Origin of the sequence: Streptomyces canus, assembly GCF_001514145.1 — a bacterium.
GTDB lineage: Bacteria > Actinomycetota > Actinomycetes > Streptomycetales > Streptomycetaceae > Streptomyces > Streptomyces canus.
The window spans coordinates 296,694-313,978 of sequence record NZ_KQ948663.1 but is presented as its reverse complement, the minus strand read 5'-3'; the positions used below and the strand labels follow the sequence as shown (position 1 = coordinate 313,978).

Here is a 17,285-nt window from a genome sequence, read left to right as displayed (position 1 = left end):
AGTGACATGCCCACACATGGGCCACATGAATCCCGCGCCGCGCCGCTGAACTGCAAAGACCCGTACTCCTGTTGTGTCCTTCCGGCGTACGGCGCAAACAGCCCGGGTATCACCAAACAGGCAGAAGACGGGGCGTCAGCTGCCGTGGGTGAACGAGGGGTTGTGTAGCTATGACGTGCTGGTACGAAGGGCCCCTGGCCGCTTTCGACACCGAGACCACGGGCGTGGACGTCGAGACCGACCGGATCGTGTCGGCCGCCGTCGTCGTCCAGGACGCGGCGGGCACCCGGCCACGGGTGAGCCGGTGGCTGGTCAATCCGGGCGTACCGGTGCCCGCCGGAGCGACGGCGGTGCACGGGCTGACGGACGAACATCTCCAGCTCAACGGCCGCTGGCCGGCGCCGGTGATGTTCGAGATAGCCGAGACGCTGGCCGAGCAGGCGGCGGCGGGCCGTCCGCTGGTGGTGATGAACGCTCCGTTCGATCTGACGCTGCTGGACCGGGAGTTGCGCCGCCACCGGGCCTCGTCCCTGGACCGCTGGCTGGATTCCGCACCGCTGCTCGTGCTGGATCCGCGGGTGCTCGACAAGCATCTGGACCGCTACCGCAAGGGCCGCCGCACCCTCACCGACCTGTGTGAGCACTACGGCGTCGAACTGGCGGGCGCGCACGACGCGGCGGCCGACGCACAGGCCTCGCTGGATGTCGTACGGGCGCTGGGGCGCCGTTTCGCCGCCCGGCTGGAGCGGCTGGCACCGCCGGAGCTGCACGACCTGCAGGCGGTGTGGCACGCGGCGCAGGCGCGGGGCCTGCAGGCCTGGTTCGCGCGCAGTGGCTCGGAGGAGTCGGTGGACCCGGCGTGGCCGCTGCGCCCGGATCTGCCCGCGGCGGCGTGACGGAACGCGGCGGCGTGACGGAACGGGGCACCGGAACCGACGCCCCGCATCCGGCCGGGGGCCGCCGCCTCCGCGTCACCAGGAGCCGCCGCCTCCGCCCCCGGCGCCACCGCCGACGTCCCCGGAGGTGGACCCGCCGCCTCCCGAGCTGCTGGATCCACCGGAGCTGGAAGGCGGGCTGGCGGCGGACAGCACGACCGCGGCGAGCAGGACGTCGGTGACGTCGAGGGAGAATCGCCGGCGCCCACCAGGTCGTGCCGTGGAGGCGCTGACCGCTCGTTCCCAGGCGGACTCGACGCCCAGGGCCACCGCCCAGGCCGCGTAGCGGTCCGCCTGCTCCCCGACGGGCGGTTCGTCGGGGCGGCTGCTCGGGTCGGCCAGGTAGCGCCGGAACGCCTCGACCTGGAGCCAGAGGTCGGTGCCGCGCGGGGTGCGCCGGTCCAGCTCCCAGGAGCGGGCCGCGACGGCGATGCCGACACCGGCGACGACGGCACCGGCCAGCAGGACGGGCAGTCCCGCCGCGATCCGGCGGCCGTTCAGGATGCCGCCGGTGATCACGAGGGCGAAACCCAGGAGCAGCGCCAGCACATCGACCGCGCCCCACCCGAGGACGCGCTTCTTGGCGGCCGTGTCCCACAGGCCGCTGGTGGTACGCCAGTTCTCCAGCTTGCCGGAGAGTTCGTCCCAGCCCTGCCGGAACCAGGGGTCGCGCGCTCCGAGGGTCAGGCTGTCACGACCGGAGAACATCGTGCGCAGGATGTCCCGGCCCTCCAGGTCCATTCCCGCCTGGGAGTAGTGACGCGTCAGGACCGGGTGCTTCTCGTCCCCCCGGATGGTGAGATGACCGTCCGACGCGGCGGTGAGCAGCCAGGCCACCTTGTGCCGTCGGTCGACCTGCTCGGTGAGGAGGATGCCGCCCTGCGCCGGAGTCAGCTCCTCGGGCGGTGCGGCGGAGGGTGTGACGCCGCGGGCCAGCCGCTCGACCTCGACCCGGCGTTCCCTCCCGTCGTCCCCCGCCAGCCGGTCGCGTCCCACCATGCGCAGCGCACAGACGGTCAGCGCGGCGCAGGCCAGCGCGACGGCGAGGAAGAGCCCGCCGTTGTGCAGGGGGTGCGGAAGGGTCGTACCGACGGCCTTGCCGGAGGGCGCCGCGGGCAGTGCCGCCGCGCGGGCGGCCTTGGCCTTCTCCGCGGTGGCGTACAGCGTGAGCCCCTCGCTGCCCTTGAGCCTGTCCAGCTCGACCACGAGGTGTCCCGGCTCGCTCTGCTCGGCCGTGCAGGGCTTCCCCTTGTCCCAACTGCCGTGCCGGCAGCGCAGAGCGGTGAACCCATGGGCGCCCACGACATGGATCTCCACACGCGAGCGGTCGACCTTCCAGCCCGTGCCGACCGCGTCCCACGCCAGTTTGCCGCCCTTCACCACTTCGGGCAGCGTGTACTGGATGCGGTAGCGGTGGACGCCGCTGACGAGACGGTCGGGGTCACCCACCTTGAGCCGGTCGGCGAGCTGCTGCTCGCCCGTCACGTCCCGGTAGTAGTCGCCGTACGTGTCCTCCCAGGGGACCTTGTGGCCGTCCAGGGCGACCCGCACGTCGTCCCCCTCGAAGGGCGAGCCCGGGACGTCCCGGAAGATGCCGTGCGAGTCCCCCGAGTGCCCGAAGTCGTAGTCGATGACCTCGGTGATCCGGGCGCTGCCGTCGGCGCGTATCTCGGCACCGACCCACATCGAGGTGACCCGCTCCTTGTTGGCGAGGGTCTGCGCCAGAGCGGCGACCCCACCGAACACCGTCAGGACGACGAGCATGACGATCAGGGACCGCACCCTGCGCCGTCGTATCGAGACCGCCTTCCGCGGTCTCCGTCTGCCTGCCCCACCACTCATGCCGCCCCCCAAGACGCACAACTGGACACAAAAAACCGGCCTGCGAGTGCAGACCGGTCTTTTCCGGGTGGGCGATACTGGGTTCGAACCAGTGACCTCTTCGGTGTGAACGAAGCGCTCTCCCACTGAGCTAATCGCCCGGGAACGCACTGAACAATACAGGTCCCCGCGGGTTTCCTTCAAACCGCTTCCAAGTACGCGACGAGCCCCCGCCGCCCGGCACGCATCATCCAACGGTGGTTGGCCAGGAAGACCGGCCGTCCGGGCACGGCGAAGCGCCGGAGCAGTGGTTTGTGCACCTCGGTGACCTGGTCGTAGCGGGCGAGGCTGCCGTCCCCGTCCGGGGTGATCGTCCAGCGCGCCCAGCCGTCGAGATCGCCGTCCATCTCGATCTCCAGCACCCCGGCCTCCGGGTCGCGCCGCACCTCGCGCGCGGTGAAGACCAGGTCGTACGGCAGCACGGCGCGGATCGTGACCACGCCGCTGGTGTCGTCGAGCCGTCGCACCTCGCGCACCTGGGGCCACCAGCGCGGATACTCCTCGGCGCGCTCCAGCACGTCGTAGACGACCGCGGGCTTCGCGGGCAGGGACCACAGGCTGCGGAAGCGGTATCGGGTCCAGTCCATGGAGCGAGTCTGGCATCGGATCCGAGTAGGTTTTGAGTACGCGTACTCATGTCGCGCCGCGTGACCCAGCCCACACTTCAGGGCATGACGCACATCCCGCCCCCGGCCGAGGAGCTCCGCCTCCTCGACGCCGAGCTGTGGCAACTGGACGCTCGCCGGGCCCAGTTGCTGGCCCGCCGGGCCTGGCTGGTCGCGGCGCTCCAGCCGAAGTGGCAGGCCCCGCAGCCGACCGGGCCGAGGCCCGCCGCATCCCCTCGCCCCGAGGCGAGCGCACCCAGCGTGCAGAACGTGCTCCTGGTGCTCGGCGGGGTCCTGCTCACGATCGCCGCGATGGTGTTCACCCTGGTCAGCTGGGGTGACCTGGGCATCACCGGCCGGACCCTGGTGCTCGGCGCGGTCACGGTGGCCGCGCTCGCCGCACCGCTTCCGCTGCTGAAGCGCGGGCTGCGCTCGACGGCCGAGTCCGTGGCGGGACTGGGGCTGGCACTGACGGTCCTGGACGCGGTCGCGCTGCACGAGGCCGTCTTCCTTGAGACACCCGGGGCGCCGTACACGGCGGTCGCCTCGGCCCTCCTCGCGGCGCTCTGGACGGCGTACGGCCTGCTGCCGGGCGCCACCGACCTGCGCCTGCCCCGCCCGGCCGCCCTGGTCGCGGCCCAACTCCCGCTGTTCTTCTGGGCGATCGCGGCCGACGCGGGCTCCTACGGCCTCACGGCCGCGCTCCTGGTGACGGCCGGCTTCGACACGGTTGTGACGCTCCGGACGACGCCCGGGTCCGTACGCGTGGTCGCCGCGATCGGCGCGTACGGAGTGGGCGCCTGGGGCGCACTGGCGGCCGGCTTGCTGACCTGGACAGCCTCCGGCCCGAGCGCCGCCGCCCGTGCGGCGGCGCTCCTTCTCCTCGCGAGCGCGATCGCGCTGGCCGCTGCGTGGCAGGGCGGTCGTACGGCAGCGCGGGCGAACGGGCAGGCCCTCGGGCTCGCCACCGTTTCCGGGCTCCTCGCGGTGGGAGCGCTCGGCGGAACGGCACGGTCCCTGGTGCCCGAGCTGTGGACCGTCCCGGCCCATCTCGCCTTCGGGATCGCCCTGTTGGCGGCCCTCAGGCTCGACCGGCTGCCGGACACCGTACGACGGGGTCTGGCCTGGGCCTCCGGAGCCGTACAGGCGCTGTCCCTGCTGTGGGCCCTGCCCGTCGTCGGCGTCGTCGTGCTGGGCCCGCTCGGCTGGGCCTCGCGGGCGTGGACCGGCACCCCGTCGGACGCCCGCAGCGCCGTGACCGTGGACGTGACGTGGCCGCCGCACGCGGAGGCGGCACCGCTCGTCCTGGCAGCCGTCGCGGCCGTACTCGCCCTGGTGGTACGGGACCCGGCCTGGCGGCCCAAGGCGACGGCCGGCGCGCTGGGCCTGGCCTGCGCCACCGCAATCACCCTGCCCGCCGTGCTCGAACTCCCCTACGTGGCGGGCCTGTTGATCGAAGGCGCCACAACAGCCGGCATCCTCACGGCGGCCGTGTTCCAACGGCAGCGGCTCACCGCCCTGGTCCTGGCACTGGGCACGTCCTCGAGCCTCGCCTGCCTCGCCCTGGCCTCCCAGCCGGCGACACTCACCGTGCTCTGTGGCCTGGTCGCGCTGTTCACTGCGGCCTCATGGCGCCTGGCCCCCATCACCGCCCCCACCGCTCTCGCCTACGGTGCCGCGCTGGCCGTCGCGATCGGATCCGCCGCGGACTGGTCGCCGCCGCACACCGCCCTGCTGGTCCTGGTGGTCCCCGTGGCCGCGGCCTTCCTCGCCCGGCGCCTCGGCGACTCGAAGGCCACCGTGCCGGTCGAGGCGGCCGGAGCGACGGCCGGAGTCCTCGCCATCGCACTGGCGGCGACAGACCTGCCCCTGCTCGCCACGGTCCTGGCCCTGTGCGGAGTGATCACCGCGGGCACGGCGATCCGTACCGACCGCCGCCCCGCCGGATACGTGGCCGCGGCCCTGTTCCTCGCGGCCACCTGGGTCCGTCTGGCGGGCTGGGAGGTGGACACCCCGGAGGCCTACACCCTCCCGGTCACGATCCCCGCGCTGCTGGTCGGTGCCCTGCGCCACCACCGCGACCCACAGACCTCGTCCTGGACGGCGTACGCCCCCGGCCTGGCTGCCACGCTCGTCCCGAGCCTCTTCGCCGCCTGGGGCGACCCGCACTGGACGCGCCCCCTGCTGCTAGGTGTGGCGGCCCTGCTGGTCACCCTGGCCGGCGCCCGCCACCACCTCCAGGCCCCGCTCCTGCTGGGCGGCTCGGTACTGCTCCTGGACGCCCTGCACGAACTGGCCCCGTACATCGTCCAGGTGACCGACGCCCTCCCCCGCTGGGTGCCCCCGGCCCTGGCCGGCCTCCTGCTCCTGGCCCTGGGAGCGACGTACGAACAACGCCTGCGGGATGCCCGACGAGCCCGGAGCATCCTGACCAAGATGCACTGAAGCGCCCCTTCAGGGGCGCGGGGAACTGCGCGACCAGCCACAACGGGGCCCGCAGTTCCCCACGAACCGTTACGGCATCTTGTCCCCGAGCAACGCCAGGTTCTCGATGGCGGCGAGCCCGTACAACGCGGTGTCGTTCGTCGACACCCAGGCCGCCTCACTGCCCGCCACCAACGAGACCGGCCCGCTCAACGCCTCCGTCTTCCAGGGCGCGGACTCCTTGTACCCGTCGGAGTTGTAGAACTTCTCCCACGCGCGCGTGGCCAGCTTCGCGTCCCCGGTCTGCACGGCCGCGTACGCGTCCAGCCGCGAGTGCCCCTGGAACAGCAGCAGCGACCCGAAATTGGACCCGTAACGCGCGGCCTGCTCGGCCTTGCTCGCGTTGAAGTAGCGGCAGTAGTCGAAGTACGCCTCGTTGAACTTCGGCATGTCGACGAGGTCGATGAGCTCGGCGCACAGCTCGTTGAGCCCGAACACGGCGGAGAGGTGCGAGACCCCGACGACGGGCGTCGAGGCCACCGCGAACTTGCCCGTGTCGAGGTCGTACAGTCCGCTGCCCTGCACGAATCCGTTGGGCTGGGCCGCGATGCCCTCCATCGTCGACAGCACGCGGGCCTTGGCCTTCTCCCACTTGGGGCCCTTGCGCTCCCACTCGGTCAGCCAGGCCGAGACCAGCCCGCTCCAGTCCGTGCCGAAACCGACCGACAGGGCGTGCCGGTCCGGCGTGTAGGGGTCGGTGCGGACCTTGCGCAGCGGGTCGAGCACGAGGAACGTCTCGTCGGAGTCGACGTTGGCGTGCATGAGGTCGCCGACGCGCTCGTCCGCGGTGAGGAAGTAGTAGTAGCGCCGGTACGTCGTGTTGGCGATGCGCTGTTGCTTGGCGCTGTCGGCGTAGTGCTGCACACCGTGCCTGGTGCCGAGTCCGGCCCACTGCCCCAGGTGGTACACGTCCACTTCGCCGGTATGCCGCGTCATGGCCTCGGCGAACCGGAAGATGTCCGCGCGACCCGACCTGATGTACGCGAACCAGAGCCAGAGGTCCGGCGACAGTTCGGAGTTGTCCCAGGCATAGCCACCGATGTCGTACCGCCACTGGTGCCTGACGGTGTCATAGGTGTGCATGATGTCGCCGTAGTCCCAGAAGCCGTACCAACGGCGCTGCTCCACCTGGTCCTTGTAGTAGGTGAACAGGAAGTCGAGGTGGTCCTCGATCTTCGCCTTGGCCGGGGTCGAGCGGTCGGGCTCGGAGTACAGACCCGGCCCGAAGACCTTCGCCTTGATGAGCTGCTTGGGCGGTGCGGCGAGCTGGGGCAACACCCTGACGGCCTCGACCTGTTGGGCCAGGGCCGCCGGTGACGGTGTCGACTCGTTGGCCCAGAACAGCAGTTCCGACGTGCGGGCGATGCCGTAGGGCGTGCCGAACTCGGGCTCGTAGTCCTCGTAGGTGATGTTGAGGCCTTCGAGCTGCTCCGCGAAGGTGTCCTGGCCCATGCCGTCGTGGTAGAAGCGCAGGTCCATGGGCTGCGCCTCGGGCGACCAGAGCCAGAGGGTGACCTCGGCCTCGTCGGTCTGGGCGTCGCGGATGTCGAGCTGGGAGGGGTGCTTCTCCCAGAAGTCCCTGAGGCCGAAGGAGAATCCGCCGCTCGCGCCACCGACGTAACCGAACCCGGAGGCCCGCCTGCCGCCGCCGGCACCGATCCAGCCGTGTCCCTTCTTGGTGCGCTTGCGCAGGGTGAAGCCGTCGGCGGAGAGCTGGGAGAGGGTGTAGTCGCCCCACTCGGGGATGTACTGGAGCCGGGTGGTGACCCGCTGGTCCCAGGTGGCCGGGTCGGGCAGCTTCTCGCCCGCGTACTGGGCGGCCTGGACGGCGGCACCGGGGTCGCGGCGCAGACCGGTGATGCCCTTGACGGCCTCGCGCAGCAGACCGGTGCCCTCGCCGCCGATGCGGATGTGCCGGTCGTAGGACTGGTCGCGCATCGGCACGGTGAAGCGGACGCCGAGGCCGCGGATGAAGTCGCCGCTCGCCTTGCCGGGTTCCTGGGTGCCGTCGTAGGTGATGGTGTGCACCATGCGGAAGGAGTCGGCGCCCGCGTAGAAGTAGAGCCGGATCGAGAACGGCAGCCAACTCCGGCTGCCCTTGCGGTGCTTGCCGTCGATCTTGACGACCGCGCGGACCGGGCCCGACTGTTCGACGGTGACCTCGGAGATGGCCCCCTCGAAGCGCTCGGTCTTGACCGTGCCCTGGTCCTCGTCCTCGATCTCGGGCTGGCGGACCAGCACGAGCCGCCCGTTCTTGGCGATCTCCGTCGACCCGCGGGTGACCGACTTGATGAGCGTGGCGCCCGACTTGCCGATCTTGGCGGTGATGACCCCGGTGGAGACGGTGATCGTGCCGCCGCTCTGGTCGACGGTGACCTTCTTGTCGGGTACGGCGGCGTCACCGGCGCTCAGCGACAGCTTGCCGTTGCCCGAACTGACCGCGTGGGCGGTCCACTTGAGCGAACCGTCGGGCCAGTAGGCGATCGGCCAGGACTGAGCCGGCACGGCCTTGCCGTCGGCGTCCGTGACCGCGAACTTCTGGTCCTGCTGATAGACGCCCTTCGGCCACGGGACACCGACGGTGGAGCCGGGCGCGGCACCGAGCCCGCCGTCCTCCAGCCAGTCCAGGGTCACGGGAGAGTCGTCGGCCTCGGCGGCTCTCGGCGCGGCCTGCGCGTCCTTGGCGCCCAGCGCCCAGCTGAACTGTGCGGCGGCACCGGCGACGGCGGCGGCTTTGAGGATGGACCTGCGGGGGATGGGGGACATGGCCATTCCTTCCATGTGCGGCTGGTCAGGGGCATGACAGAGAGAGGTGCGGCGCCGGGGGCGCCGACCTGGATCGGGGGCGCCGCCCGTCAGCGGCGCCGGTAGCGCTCCTCCACGGCGACGGCCGCCGCCGCGACGGCCCCGAGGACCGGGACCGCCAGCGGCGCGATGAACCCTGCGGACAGGGCCACGACGGCCAGGCCGGCGACGATCAGGAAGGACCCGGCGGGGTCGCGCAGGGTCCGGCGTACGGCGTCCGCGAGCAGCGCCCGCCAGGAGGCGCCCGGTGTCCAGACCGCCGCCGCGCGCAGCCCGGCCACCGCGAGGCCGATCAGCGCGAACAGGCCGACGGCCCCGACGAGAGGGCCGCCGGGGATCCCGGCCCGCGCGGCCTGGACGTCCACCCAGACCGCGGCCGCCGCGACCCACCCGGCGACCCCGACGAGCCACCCGCGGCGCACGGCCGTACGGAAGTCCGCGACGAACTCCCGCCAGCCGCCGCCCTCGTGGCCCGTACGCCGTCGCAGATGCCGTGCCCCGGCGGCGAAGGCCGCCGGGTAGGTGACGAGTCCGAGACAGGCCACGGCGATCCACACGCCGGTCAGCAGGGTCTCGGCGAAGAGAGCGAAGCGCTCGCCGCCGAACACGGAGGCCCTGCGACGCGCCTTCACACGCGCTTGCGCCATGCTGACCGCCTCACTTCAGTCCGGACGTCGCCATGCCGTCGATGAGGTAGCGCTGGAAGGCCATGAAGAAGGCGATGACCGGCACCAGCGCCACCAGCGACATCGCGATCATGCTGCCGTAGTTGGAGATGCCCTCCTGATCGCGGAACATCATCAGGCCCAGCGAGACGGTGTACTTGTCGGGAGTGTTGAGGTAGATCAACGGCCCCATGAAGTCGTTCCACGCGTTGATGAAGGTGAAGATGGCGCTGGTGATGAGGGCAGGGCGGCACAGCGGCAGCACGATCGACCAGTAGGTCCTCAGGTGCCCGCAGCCGTCGAGCTTGGCGGCCTCGTCCAGTTCGCGCGGCAGTCCGCGCATGAACTGCACCATCAGGAAGACGAAGAACGCCTCCGTCGCCAGGAACTTGCCGGCCACGAGCGGCACCAGCGTGTCGACGAGTTCCAGCTTCCGGAACATCACGTACTGCGGGATGAGCAGCACGTGATACGGCAGCAGCAGTGTGCCGATCATCAGGGTGAACAGCAGGTTCCGCCCGGCGAACCTGATCTTGGCGAAGGCGTACGCGGTCAGCGAGCTGGAGATCACGACACCGGCCACGGCGAGTCCCGCGTACATCAGCGAGTTCGTGAAGAACGTGCCGATGGAGATGCCGGAGATGCCGTCGGCGAGACCGGAGAAGTTCGCCCAGACCGGCTTGGACGGCAGCAGGTCGATGCTGGCAATGATGTCCTTGCTGGGCTTGAACGAGGCGCCGAGCACCCAGATCACGGGGTACAGGACGACCGCGAGGACGGCGAGCGCGCCCAGGTGCCAGGCGATCGAACCGGTGCGCCGCCGCTCGTTCGCGGTGCGCACGACGGGAGGGCTGACGGTGGTCACTTGGCGGCCTCCTCGTAGTGCACCCACTTCTTCTGCGACCAGAACAGGACCGCCGTCACCAGCGCCACCGCGACCACCAGCGACCAGGCCATCGCGGCGGCGAAGCCCATCTGAGCCTCCTTGAAGCCCTTCTGGTAGAGGTAGCAGGTGTAGACGAGGGTGGCGTCGGCCGGCCCGCACTGGGTGTTGGAGACCACGTACGCGGACCCGAAGACCTGGAACGCGTGGATGGACTCCAGCAGCACGTTGAAGAACAGCACCGGGGAGATCATCGGCAGCGTGATGTTCCAGAACCGCCGGAGCGGACCGGCCCCGTCCATCTCGGCGGCCTCGTACAGCTCCTGCGGAACCTGCTTGAGACCGGCGAGGAAGATGACCATCGGCGCGCCGAACTGCCAGATGCTCAGCGCCACCAGGGAGTAGAGGACGTAGTCCGGGTTGCCGATCCAGCCGCCCACGTCCAGCCCGAAGACCTTCTGCGTGCGATCCACGATCGCGTCGTCCGAGAACAGCGCCCGCCACACGAAGCCGACGGAGACACTGGCGCCGATGAGCGAGGGCATGTAGAACGCGGCCCGGTACAGCCCCTGCCCCCGCCGCTTCTGCGCGAGCAGCAGCGCGACGCCGAGCGCGAGCAGCAGCTTCAGCGGTGTGGCCACGACGACGTACTTGAGCGTGACCTCGACCGACTTCTGCCAGCGCGGGTCCTGGAACATCGTCGTGAAGTTGTCGAAGCCCACCCACTCGGGCGGGGTGAACAGGTTGTACCGGGTGAACGCGTAGTACAGCGACGCGATCATCGGCCCCGCCGTGAGGACCAGGAACCCCGCGATCCACGGCGACATGAAGAGATAGCCGGCGAGGTTCTCGCGGCGCCGCCCGCGCCGCCCGGCGGCAGGAGCGGCGGACCGCTTCTTCGCCGGGCGCACGGGCGCTTCCTTGACGAGCGTCATGGTGGTACGTCCCCTCAGCCCGCGAACGCGGCCTTGGCCTCGCTGAACAGCGCCTTGGCAGCGTCCGCCGGCTTGGTCTTGCCCTGGGAGACCTCGCCGCCGATCCGCAGGAACGCCGCCTCGATGACATCGGCGCCCGACGGATGCGGGGTGATCTTCCCGAGCACGCCGGCCTTGGCGACCTCTTCCTCGTACGCCTTGACGCCCTTGTTGTTGGCATCGGTGGGCGTGAACGCGTCGTACTGCTCGGTCGTGGCGAGGATGCCGCGGTCGTAGCCCATGATCTTGCCGACCTCGGGGTCGTGGACCATGAAGGAGATGAACTGGGCGGCCTCCTTGGGGTGCTTGGTCCCGGCGAAGGCACTGAGCATCAGCGAACCGAGGTACTGGCCGGTGTGTTTTCCGTCCGTGGTGGGAATCGGCGCGAGTCCGTAGTCCGACTCGCCCTCACCCTCGTAACGGATGGAGAAGTTGTCCCAGGTGAACTCGGAGGCGGCGAGCCCCGCGGACAGACCCGACTTGGGTTGGACCTGCTCGATCTTCTTCGGGTCGGCGACCAGCCCGGACTTCACTCGCTTGTACGCGTCCGTCCACCACTGCGTCAGGTCGTCCTCGGTGAAACCGAGATCGGAGTCGGTGAAGAAGGCCTTGCCGTTCTGCCGCAGGTACAGGTCGTACAGGTACATGATGCCGTGGTAGCCGGTGTCACCGGCGATCTTCAGCTTGTCCTGGATCGTCTGGAGCGCGGCGAAGTACTCGTCCCAGGTCCAGCCCATCTTCGCCTCGACGCCCGCCTTCTTGAAGGCCTTGAGGTCGATGACGAGTGCCATGGTGTTGGCGCCGACGGGGATACCGAGCTGCTTGCCATCGACCTGACCGTTCGCCAGAACGCCGTTGCGGAAGTTGTCCAGGCTCAGATTCCCGGCGTCCGCCTGCGACTTGAGATCCAGCAGAACACCGCGCTTGTCGTACTTGCGCAGGAAGCCGACCGCATTCTGGAATACGTCTGGCGGATTCCCGCCGGAAGCCTGGGTCTGGAACTTCTCCCAGAACGCCTGATAGTCGGTGAATTCAGGCTTGATCTTGATCTTCGGGTACTTCTTCTCGAAGAGCGCGATGGTCTTCTTGATGGCGATGGTGCGCGGCTCGCCACCCCACCACGCGTAACGGAGGGTCACCGTCCCGTCTCCGGAACTGCCGCTGTCACCACCGCACCCGGTCGTCGCGGCCAGCCCCAGCGTCGCCGCTGTAGCCCCGGCCGCCTTCAGGATCGTTCGCCTCTCAACATTCCTGTTGGTTCCCACAGTCGGGCCCCTCCCCGCAGCGTCGCCGCCTGCATGAATCGTTTCAAGTAAGCGCTTGCTGGCACAAGCTACGGAGGGCCTGGGAGTGCGTCAATGATTCGGACAGGAATTTATTGTGAGTGTGGTGAGACGTCGGCGCGCCTCCAACCGCCGGACGGCGTCCGGGAACTGACGACTGCCCAGGTGAGAGGCATGGGATCGACCCGTCGAACGGGGCACAGGCCGCCGTACGGGATCGGCGGGCGGCCGAAAAAGTACGGGCGGCGGGGAGGCGTCGCTGCGGACGGTCACGCGGGCGAGTCGGCAGCCCGCGGGCTTCGCGTCGGTGCCCGCACACGCCGACGGCCCGTCTGCGCTTTCGCAGACGGGCCGTCGGTCCGGGTGGGCGATACTGGGTTCGAACCAGTGACCTCTTCGGTGTGAACGAAGCGCTCTCCCACTGAGCTAATCGCCCGGACGCAGGAAGAAGATTACCCCATGTCAGGGGGTGCCCGTGACCAGCGGTGACAGCCTGGGCACCCCAGCGCGGCTCACTGGTTCTTGATGTTCCAGGGCATCTCGAAGCCGAACTTCCAGAGGTAGACCCCGAGGATCGCGGCCACGATCACCAGGCCGATCGCCGTCAAGATGATGTTGCGTCGCCGCACCTTGGGATCGAGGGCGCGCTGGGCCGCCTCGGTCACCTTGCGCTTGGTCCAGCGGAGCACGAGCTGGGCCCAGACGAACTCGGTCGCCCAGATCGCCATACCGCCGAAGATCACGACCCACCCGGGCCCGGGCAGCGGCAGCATGATGATGCCCGCCACCACGACCGCCAGGCCGATGACGAAGATGAGGACCTGCCAGCTCAGATGCAGCAGGCGACGCGCCTTGACGAACTCCGGCGCCCGCGAGCCGAGCCCCTGCCCGTCCTTCGTCCCGTCCGTCTTCTCGCCGGTCTCCCCGTCCGCTGACACGGCGACCTCGCCCGGCTCGTCACTCCCCGTATTCATACATCCAAACCCTACCCGAGAGAAACCAGTCACCGGAATGGTCGTACCTCTCGAAGAGGCGCTCGGCCGGAAGAGTTACGTAAACGCACGCAAAACACTCAGAGGGGTTTACAACGGCACCGTAGGTGGCATGTCGATTTCGCCGACGTGCGAATCCCCGAGCGCACACTGAGCGAAAGGCCCTGGCGCTTATGAACACCACGGTCAGCTGCGAGCTGCACCTGCGCCTCGTTGTGTCGAGCGAGTCCTCCCTGCCTGTCCCCGCAGGCCTGCGGTACGACACGGCCGACCCCTACGCCGTGCACGCCACCTTCCACACCGGAGCCGAGGAAACCGTCGAGTGGGTGTTCGCCCGCGACCTCCTCGCGGAGGGCCTCCACCGGCCCACCGGAACCGGCGACGTCCGAGTCTGGCCGTCGCGCAGTCACGGTCAGGGCGTCGTCTGCATCGCCCTGAGCTCCCCTGAAGGCGAGGCACTGCTCGAGGCCCCGGCGCGGGCCCTGGAATCGTTCCTGAAGCGGACGGACGCCGCCGTGCCCCCGGGCACGGAACACCGGCACTTCGATCTGGATCAGGAGCTCTCGCACATCCTGGCGGAAAGCTAGGGGCGAGGTCCCACAGAGCCGCCCGGCGCCGTCCACTCGGGGAGACGGCTCGGGCCGGTACAACCGCATAGGGAACGACAGGCGCCGTGGCTGCGGAGCGCTCCGCAGCCACGGCGCCTGTCGTGCTGCCCGTCACCGGGGCCCGGCGAGCCACTACCATCGGCCAGCATCGGCGGGCGTCCGCCCGACCCCCAGGCCAGGGAGCGAATCGTGCTGATCACCCACGACACCCGGTGCGCCCTCGACACCGTGGTCGATCTGGTGAACACCGCACCGGAGGACGACGCGGCGCCGGACGGACTGTCGGATGTCGCGGCGCTCGAGGATTTCGTACGAAACCACGAGATCAGTGGTGTCGGGGTGCTCTCGGAGTTCGATCTGTCCGCCGTCCGCAAGATCCGCGGCCGGTTCGCCTCGGTCTTCGCCGCCCCGGACGCCCGGGCCGCCGCCGCGCTGATCAACGATCTCGTCGCCGCCGCGGGCACCACTCCCCAGCTCACGGATCACGACGGCTACGACTGGCATGTGCACTACTTCGCCCCGGGCGCCTCGGTCGCCGACCACCTGGCGGCCGACTGCGGGATGGCGCTGGCGTTCTTCGTGGTGGCCGGCGAGCAGGAGCGGCTGCGGCGCTGTGAGGCGCCCGACTGCCGACGGGCCTTCGTCGATCTGTCCCGCAACCGCTCGCGGCGCTACTGCGACAGCCGGACCTGCGGAAACCGTCTGCATGTGGCCGCCTACCGGGCGCGACGCAAGGAGGCGGCGGGCTGAGGTCCCGGCCGTGGGGCCGGGCCTGGCGGGGTGGTCGACGTGGTCCCCGGCGGGTGGCGCCGGGGACCCACGGGTACGGCTCAGAGCAGCAGCAGGTCGTGCAGCGCAGCCATGAGCAGCAGACACCCGATCACCGCAAGGAAGATCATCAGCGGTGGCTGGGAAAGGGCGAAAAGGCATCCACGCGGCTCGTCCTGCGGCGGCGCGGTGTCGCTCTGTTCGGTGTCCAGCATCTCGCGGCGATGATGACGCAGTCGACGCCCCCGGCGCGATCAACACGCCCGGAATGGGCGGGAGTTCGCCGGATTCCGTGATGTCCGTTTCGAGTCGTGATCGCTCACGGACGGCTGCGGATCCATCTGCGAACGTTTCAGTTCACCACGCGACCGTCATATGCCGTGCTTCTTCAGGATGGCCTCGATGTCGCTGAAGTCGTCCTTGGCGGACTCGGTGGCCCGGGGCTTGCCCGCGGGGCGTTCCGCCGGGGTGCGGACGGCCGGGCCGAGCGAGGGTGCCGAGGCCCCGGGAGCCACCGCCTCCTGCTGGGCGCCGCGGGCCGCCTTGCGCTCCTTGCGGGTGCCGCCACGGCGGCGCTCCACGGCACGCATGGTCGAGAACAGCACCCACGACAGACCGAGCACACAGAAGCCCGCCCAGGCCGTCGGGCTGAAGGCGGTGTCCGCGAGCCAGTCGACGACGCCGGTCATCACCAGGCCGAGCGGGACAAGGGAGTAGGCGGCGATACGGGTGGCCGCGAGGAAACGCTTCCGGTACGCGGTGACCGCCGCGATGCCCAGGCCGGCCGCGGCGACGGCGGAACAGACGGTCTCGGCAATCATCCGGTCCTCCAGGCGGTGCTCGATCGGCAACGTGCCGCTTCGTCCCTATCCATCCTGCACCTCCCGACCCCCACCGGGCCATGCCCCGGCAGGACATCAGGGACATCTCCGGGTCACCTCCTCCCGAGGTGCCGGTCGGGGTCGTACCGACGAAGCAGGCGGACGCCGTCGTGGACGACCGGGGTCGATTCGGACGGGTGGCCCGAAGCTGGGAGACTGGGCCCATGAGCGACCCCTCCCCCGTCCGACCGGCCGTGCCGGTTCTCGATGTCTGGTGCGAGCTGCAGTGCCCGGACTGCCGTGGCGCGCTGGACGACCTCCGGGCCCTGCGTGCCCGTTACGGCGACCGTCTGGAGCTGCGGCTGCGGCACTTCCCGTTGGAGAAGCACAAGCACTCCTTCGCCGCCGCGCAGGCCGCCGAGGAGGCGCTGGAGCAGGGCAGGGGCTGGGAGTTCGTCGAGGCCGTGCTGGGGCGGGTGGAGGAGCTGGACCGTGCGGGGGAACCCTTCCTGGTCGAGGTCGCCCGTGAACTGGGGCTCGACGCCGAGGAGTTCGACACCGCGCTGATCGACGGCCGGCACATCCTGATCGTGGACGCCGACCAGGCCGAGGGCAAGGCGATCGGCGTGAGCGGGACGCCGACGTACGTCATCGACGGCGAGCGTCTCGACGGCGGCAAGAGCCAGGACGGGCTGCGCGAGCGGATCGAGCAGATCGCGGACCGGCTGCTCGCCGGGCAGTGAGCCGGCCTCAGAGCAGGCTCTTGTACATCGAGTAACCCACCGTCTCGTAGCCCAGCGACTCGTACAGCCGCTCGGCCGGTGTGTTGCCCGCGAAGACGTTGAGGCCCAGGACCCGTCTGCCGGAGGCGATCGTCTGGGCCTCGGCCAGCAGCATCAGCGAACGGCCGTGCCCACGGCCGCGGAAGGCCTCCTCGGTCTCGACGTCGTAGACGAACGCCTTGTCGCCGATGAACTCCACCCACAGGACGCCGACCCTGACCCCGTCGCGCTCCAGCACGCTGAACACCGCTTGCTCGGTCGCGAGGCCGCGCTCCGTCAACCGTTCGTTGTCCCTCTCCGACCTCGCCCTCGCCTCGGTCTCGGGCACCCCGCGGTCGGCCCAGTCCCGGGTGTACTCCGCGATGCCGCGCTCCGCCCACGGCACGAACTCGGCCTCCGTCATGGGCCGGGCGCGACTGCCCGCGGGCAGTTCGGGCGCGGCGGGACCGAGCCGCTTCTCCATACCGCGGTTGCGATGGGCGTATCCGAGCATGGTGGCGAGCCGCAGCGCGGGCTCGGCGTCGGCGGGGACCCTGACCTCCAGCTGCCCGCAGCCCCAGCCCCGCGCCACCTCCTCGGCGGCGAGCGCGGCAACCGTGCCCCGGCCGCGCCTGCGGTCCGGTTCCTCGATCCGCAGATCGCGGATCTGGGCCACGGCCGACCCGAAGGAAGGGTGAGTCGCGAGGTGTATCGCCCCGACGGGACGGCTGTTCACGCACACCGTGTAGTGGCGGGACAGCGCCCCGTCGGAGCCGCGCTGAAGCGGCTCGGTCGGCCGCAGGGTGGTGGTCATCACCGG

16 protein-coding genes and 2 tRNA genes are annotated in these 17,285 nt (G+C 70.3%); 5 read left to right on the top strand and 13 right to left on the bottom strand.

Features of this window, described 5'->3' with window-relative positions:
- Positions 1-170 precede the first annotated feature (170 nt).
- Complete coding sequence (locus tag AQJ46_RS26235; RefSeq protein ID WP_059207936.1) at positions 171-896, top strand: 3'-5' exonuclease; 726 nt, start codon at positions 171-173, stop codon at positions 894-896.
- Positions 897-971: 75 nt separating this feature from the next.
- Here AQJ46_RS26235 and AQJ46_RS55520 read toward each other — a convergent pair whose 3' ends face one another.
- The 3 genes from AQJ46_RS55520 to AQJ46_RS26220 form a co-directional block, all read right to left on the bottom strand.
- Positions 972-2,717 (bottom strand): DUF2207 domain-containing protein, encoded by a 1,746-nt coding sequence (locus AQJ46_RS55520; protein ID WP_059207935.1) that lies wholly within the window; start codon positions 2,715-2,717, stop codon positions 972-974.
- A gap of 128 nt (positions 2,718-2,845) precedes the next feature.
- Positions 2,846-2,917: transfer RNA gene (locus AQJ46_RS26225), tRNA-Val, on the bottom strand.
- Between the two features lie 39 nt (positions 2,918-2,956).
- Complete coding sequence (locus AQJ46_RS26220) at positions 2,957-3,403, bottom strand: SRPBCC family protein (RefSeq protein WP_059207934.1); 447 nt, start codon at positions 3,401-3,403, stop codon at positions 2,957-2,959.
- Between the two features lie 84 nt (positions 3,404-3,487).
- Here AQJ46_RS26220 and AQJ46_RS26215 point away from each other — a divergent pair, with 84 nt between their 5' ends.
- Positions 3,488-5,866 (top strand): SCO7613 C-terminal domain-containing membrane protein, encoded by a 2,379-nt coding sequence (locus AQJ46_RS26215; protein ID WP_225887400.1) that lies wholly within the window; start codon positions 3,488-3,490, stop codon positions 5,864-5,866.
- Positions 5,867-5,935: 69 nt separating this feature from the next.
- Here the strand turns inward: AQJ46_RS26215 and AQJ46_RS26210 are convergent, their stop codons facing one another.
- The 7 genes from AQJ46_RS26210 to AQJ46_RS26180 form a co-directional block, all read right to left on the bottom strand.
- Positions 5,936-8,671 (bottom strand): exo-rhamnogalacturonan lyase family protein, encoded by a 2,736-nt coding sequence (locus AQJ46_RS26210; protein ID WP_059207932.1) that lies wholly within the window; start codon positions 8,669-8,671, stop codon positions 5,936-5,938.
- A gap of 89 nt (positions 8,672-8,760) precedes the next feature.
- Positions 8,761-9,357 carry a hypothetical protein gene (locus tag AQJ46_RS26205; RefSeq protein ID WP_057614200.1) on the bottom strand — a complete coding sequence of 199 codons (597 nt, stop codon included), beginning with the start codon at positions 9,355-9,357 and terminating at the stop codon, positions 8,761-8,763.
- Positions 9,358-9,367: 10 nt separating this feature from the next.
- On the bottom strand, positions 9,368-10,240 hold the full coding sequence (locus AQJ46_RS26200) for a carbohydrate ABC transporter permease (protein WP_057614201.1): 873 nt from the start codon (positions 10,238-10,240) through the stop codon (positions 9,368-9,370).
- On the bottom strand, positions 10,237-11,193 hold the full coding sequence (locus AQJ46_RS26195) for a carbohydrate ABC transporter permease (RefSeq protein ID WP_057614202.1): 957 nt from the start codon (positions 11,191-11,193) through the stop codon (positions 10,237-10,239). Before AQJ46_RS26195 ends, AQJ46_RS26200 begins: the two co-directional genes overlap by 4 nt.
- Before the next feature lie 14 nt (positions 11,194-11,207).
- Positions 11,208-12,497: an extracellular solute-binding protein gene (locus AQJ46_RS26190; protein ID WP_059207930.1), complete on the bottom strand. Its 1,290-nt coding sequence runs from the start codon at positions 12,495-12,497 to the stop codon at positions 11,208-11,210.
- 382 nt (positions 12,498-12,879) lie between these two features.
- Positions 12,880-12,951, bottom strand: a tRNA-Val gene (locus tag AQJ46_RS26185).
- A gap of 76 nt (positions 12,952-13,027) precedes the next feature.
- Entirely contained in the window at positions 13,028-13,489 is a 462-nt protein-coding gene (locus AQJ46_RS26180; RefSeq protein ID WP_057614204.1) for a TIGR02611 family protein, read from the bottom strand.
- Positions 13,490-13,680: 191 nt separating this feature from the next.
- Here AQJ46_RS26180 and AQJ46_RS26175 point away from each other — a divergent pair, with 191 nt between their 5' ends.
- Together AQJ46_RS26175 and AQJ46_RS26170 are read left to right on the top strand one after the other, a co-directional pair.
- Positions 13,681-14,094: an SsgA family sporulation/cell division regulator gene (locus AQJ46_RS26175; protein ID WP_004002642.1), complete on the top strand. Its 414-nt coding sequence runs from the start codon at positions 13,681-13,683 to the stop codon at positions 14,092-14,094.
- 210 nt (positions 14,095-14,304) lie between these two features.
- Positions 14,305-14,865 (top strand): CGNR zinc finger domain-containing protein, encoded by a 561-nt coding sequence (locus AQJ46_RS26170; protein ID WP_057614205.1) that lies wholly within the window; start codon positions 14,305-14,307, stop codon positions 14,863-14,865.
- Positions 14,866-14,945: 80 nt separating this feature from the next.
- Here the strand turns inward: AQJ46_RS26170 and AQJ46_RS56270 are convergent, their stop codons facing one another.
- Together AQJ46_RS56270 and AQJ46_RS26165 are read right to left on the bottom strand one after the other, a co-directional pair.
- Positions 14,946-15,098, bottom strand: a complete 153-nt coding sequence (locus AQJ46_RS56270; RefSeq protein ID WP_167363017.1) for a hypothetical protein — start codon at positions 15,096-15,098, stop codon at positions 14,946-14,948.
- Positions 15,099-15,254: 156 nt separating this feature from the next.
- Positions 15,255-15,704, bottom strand: a complete 450-nt coding sequence (locus tag AQJ46_RS26165; RefSeq protein ID WP_059208045.1) for a hypothetical protein — start codon at positions 15,702-15,704, stop codon at positions 15,255-15,257.
- A 224-nt stretch (positions 15,705-15,928) separates the two neighbouring features.
- On the opposite strand from AQJ46_RS26165, the gene AQJ46_RS26160 reads away from it, so the two are divergent.
- The gene (locus AQJ46_RS26160; protein ID WP_208616986.1) at positions 15,929-16,447 is read left to right on the top strand and encodes a DsbA family protein; all 519 of its coding nucleotides are present in this window, start codon (positions 15,929-15,931) and stop codon (positions 16,445-16,447) included.
- Between the two features lie 7 nt (positions 16,448-16,454).
- Here the strand turns inward: AQJ46_RS26160 and AQJ46_RS26155 are convergent, their stop codons facing one another.
- Positions 16,455-17,282 carry a GNAT family N-acetyltransferase gene (locus tag AQJ46_RS26155; protein ID WP_059207929.1) on the bottom strand — a complete coding sequence of 276 codons (828 nt, stop codon included), beginning with the start codon at positions 17,280-17,282 and terminating at the stop codon, positions 16,455-16,457.
- Positions 17,283-17,285 lie beyond the last annotated feature (3 nt).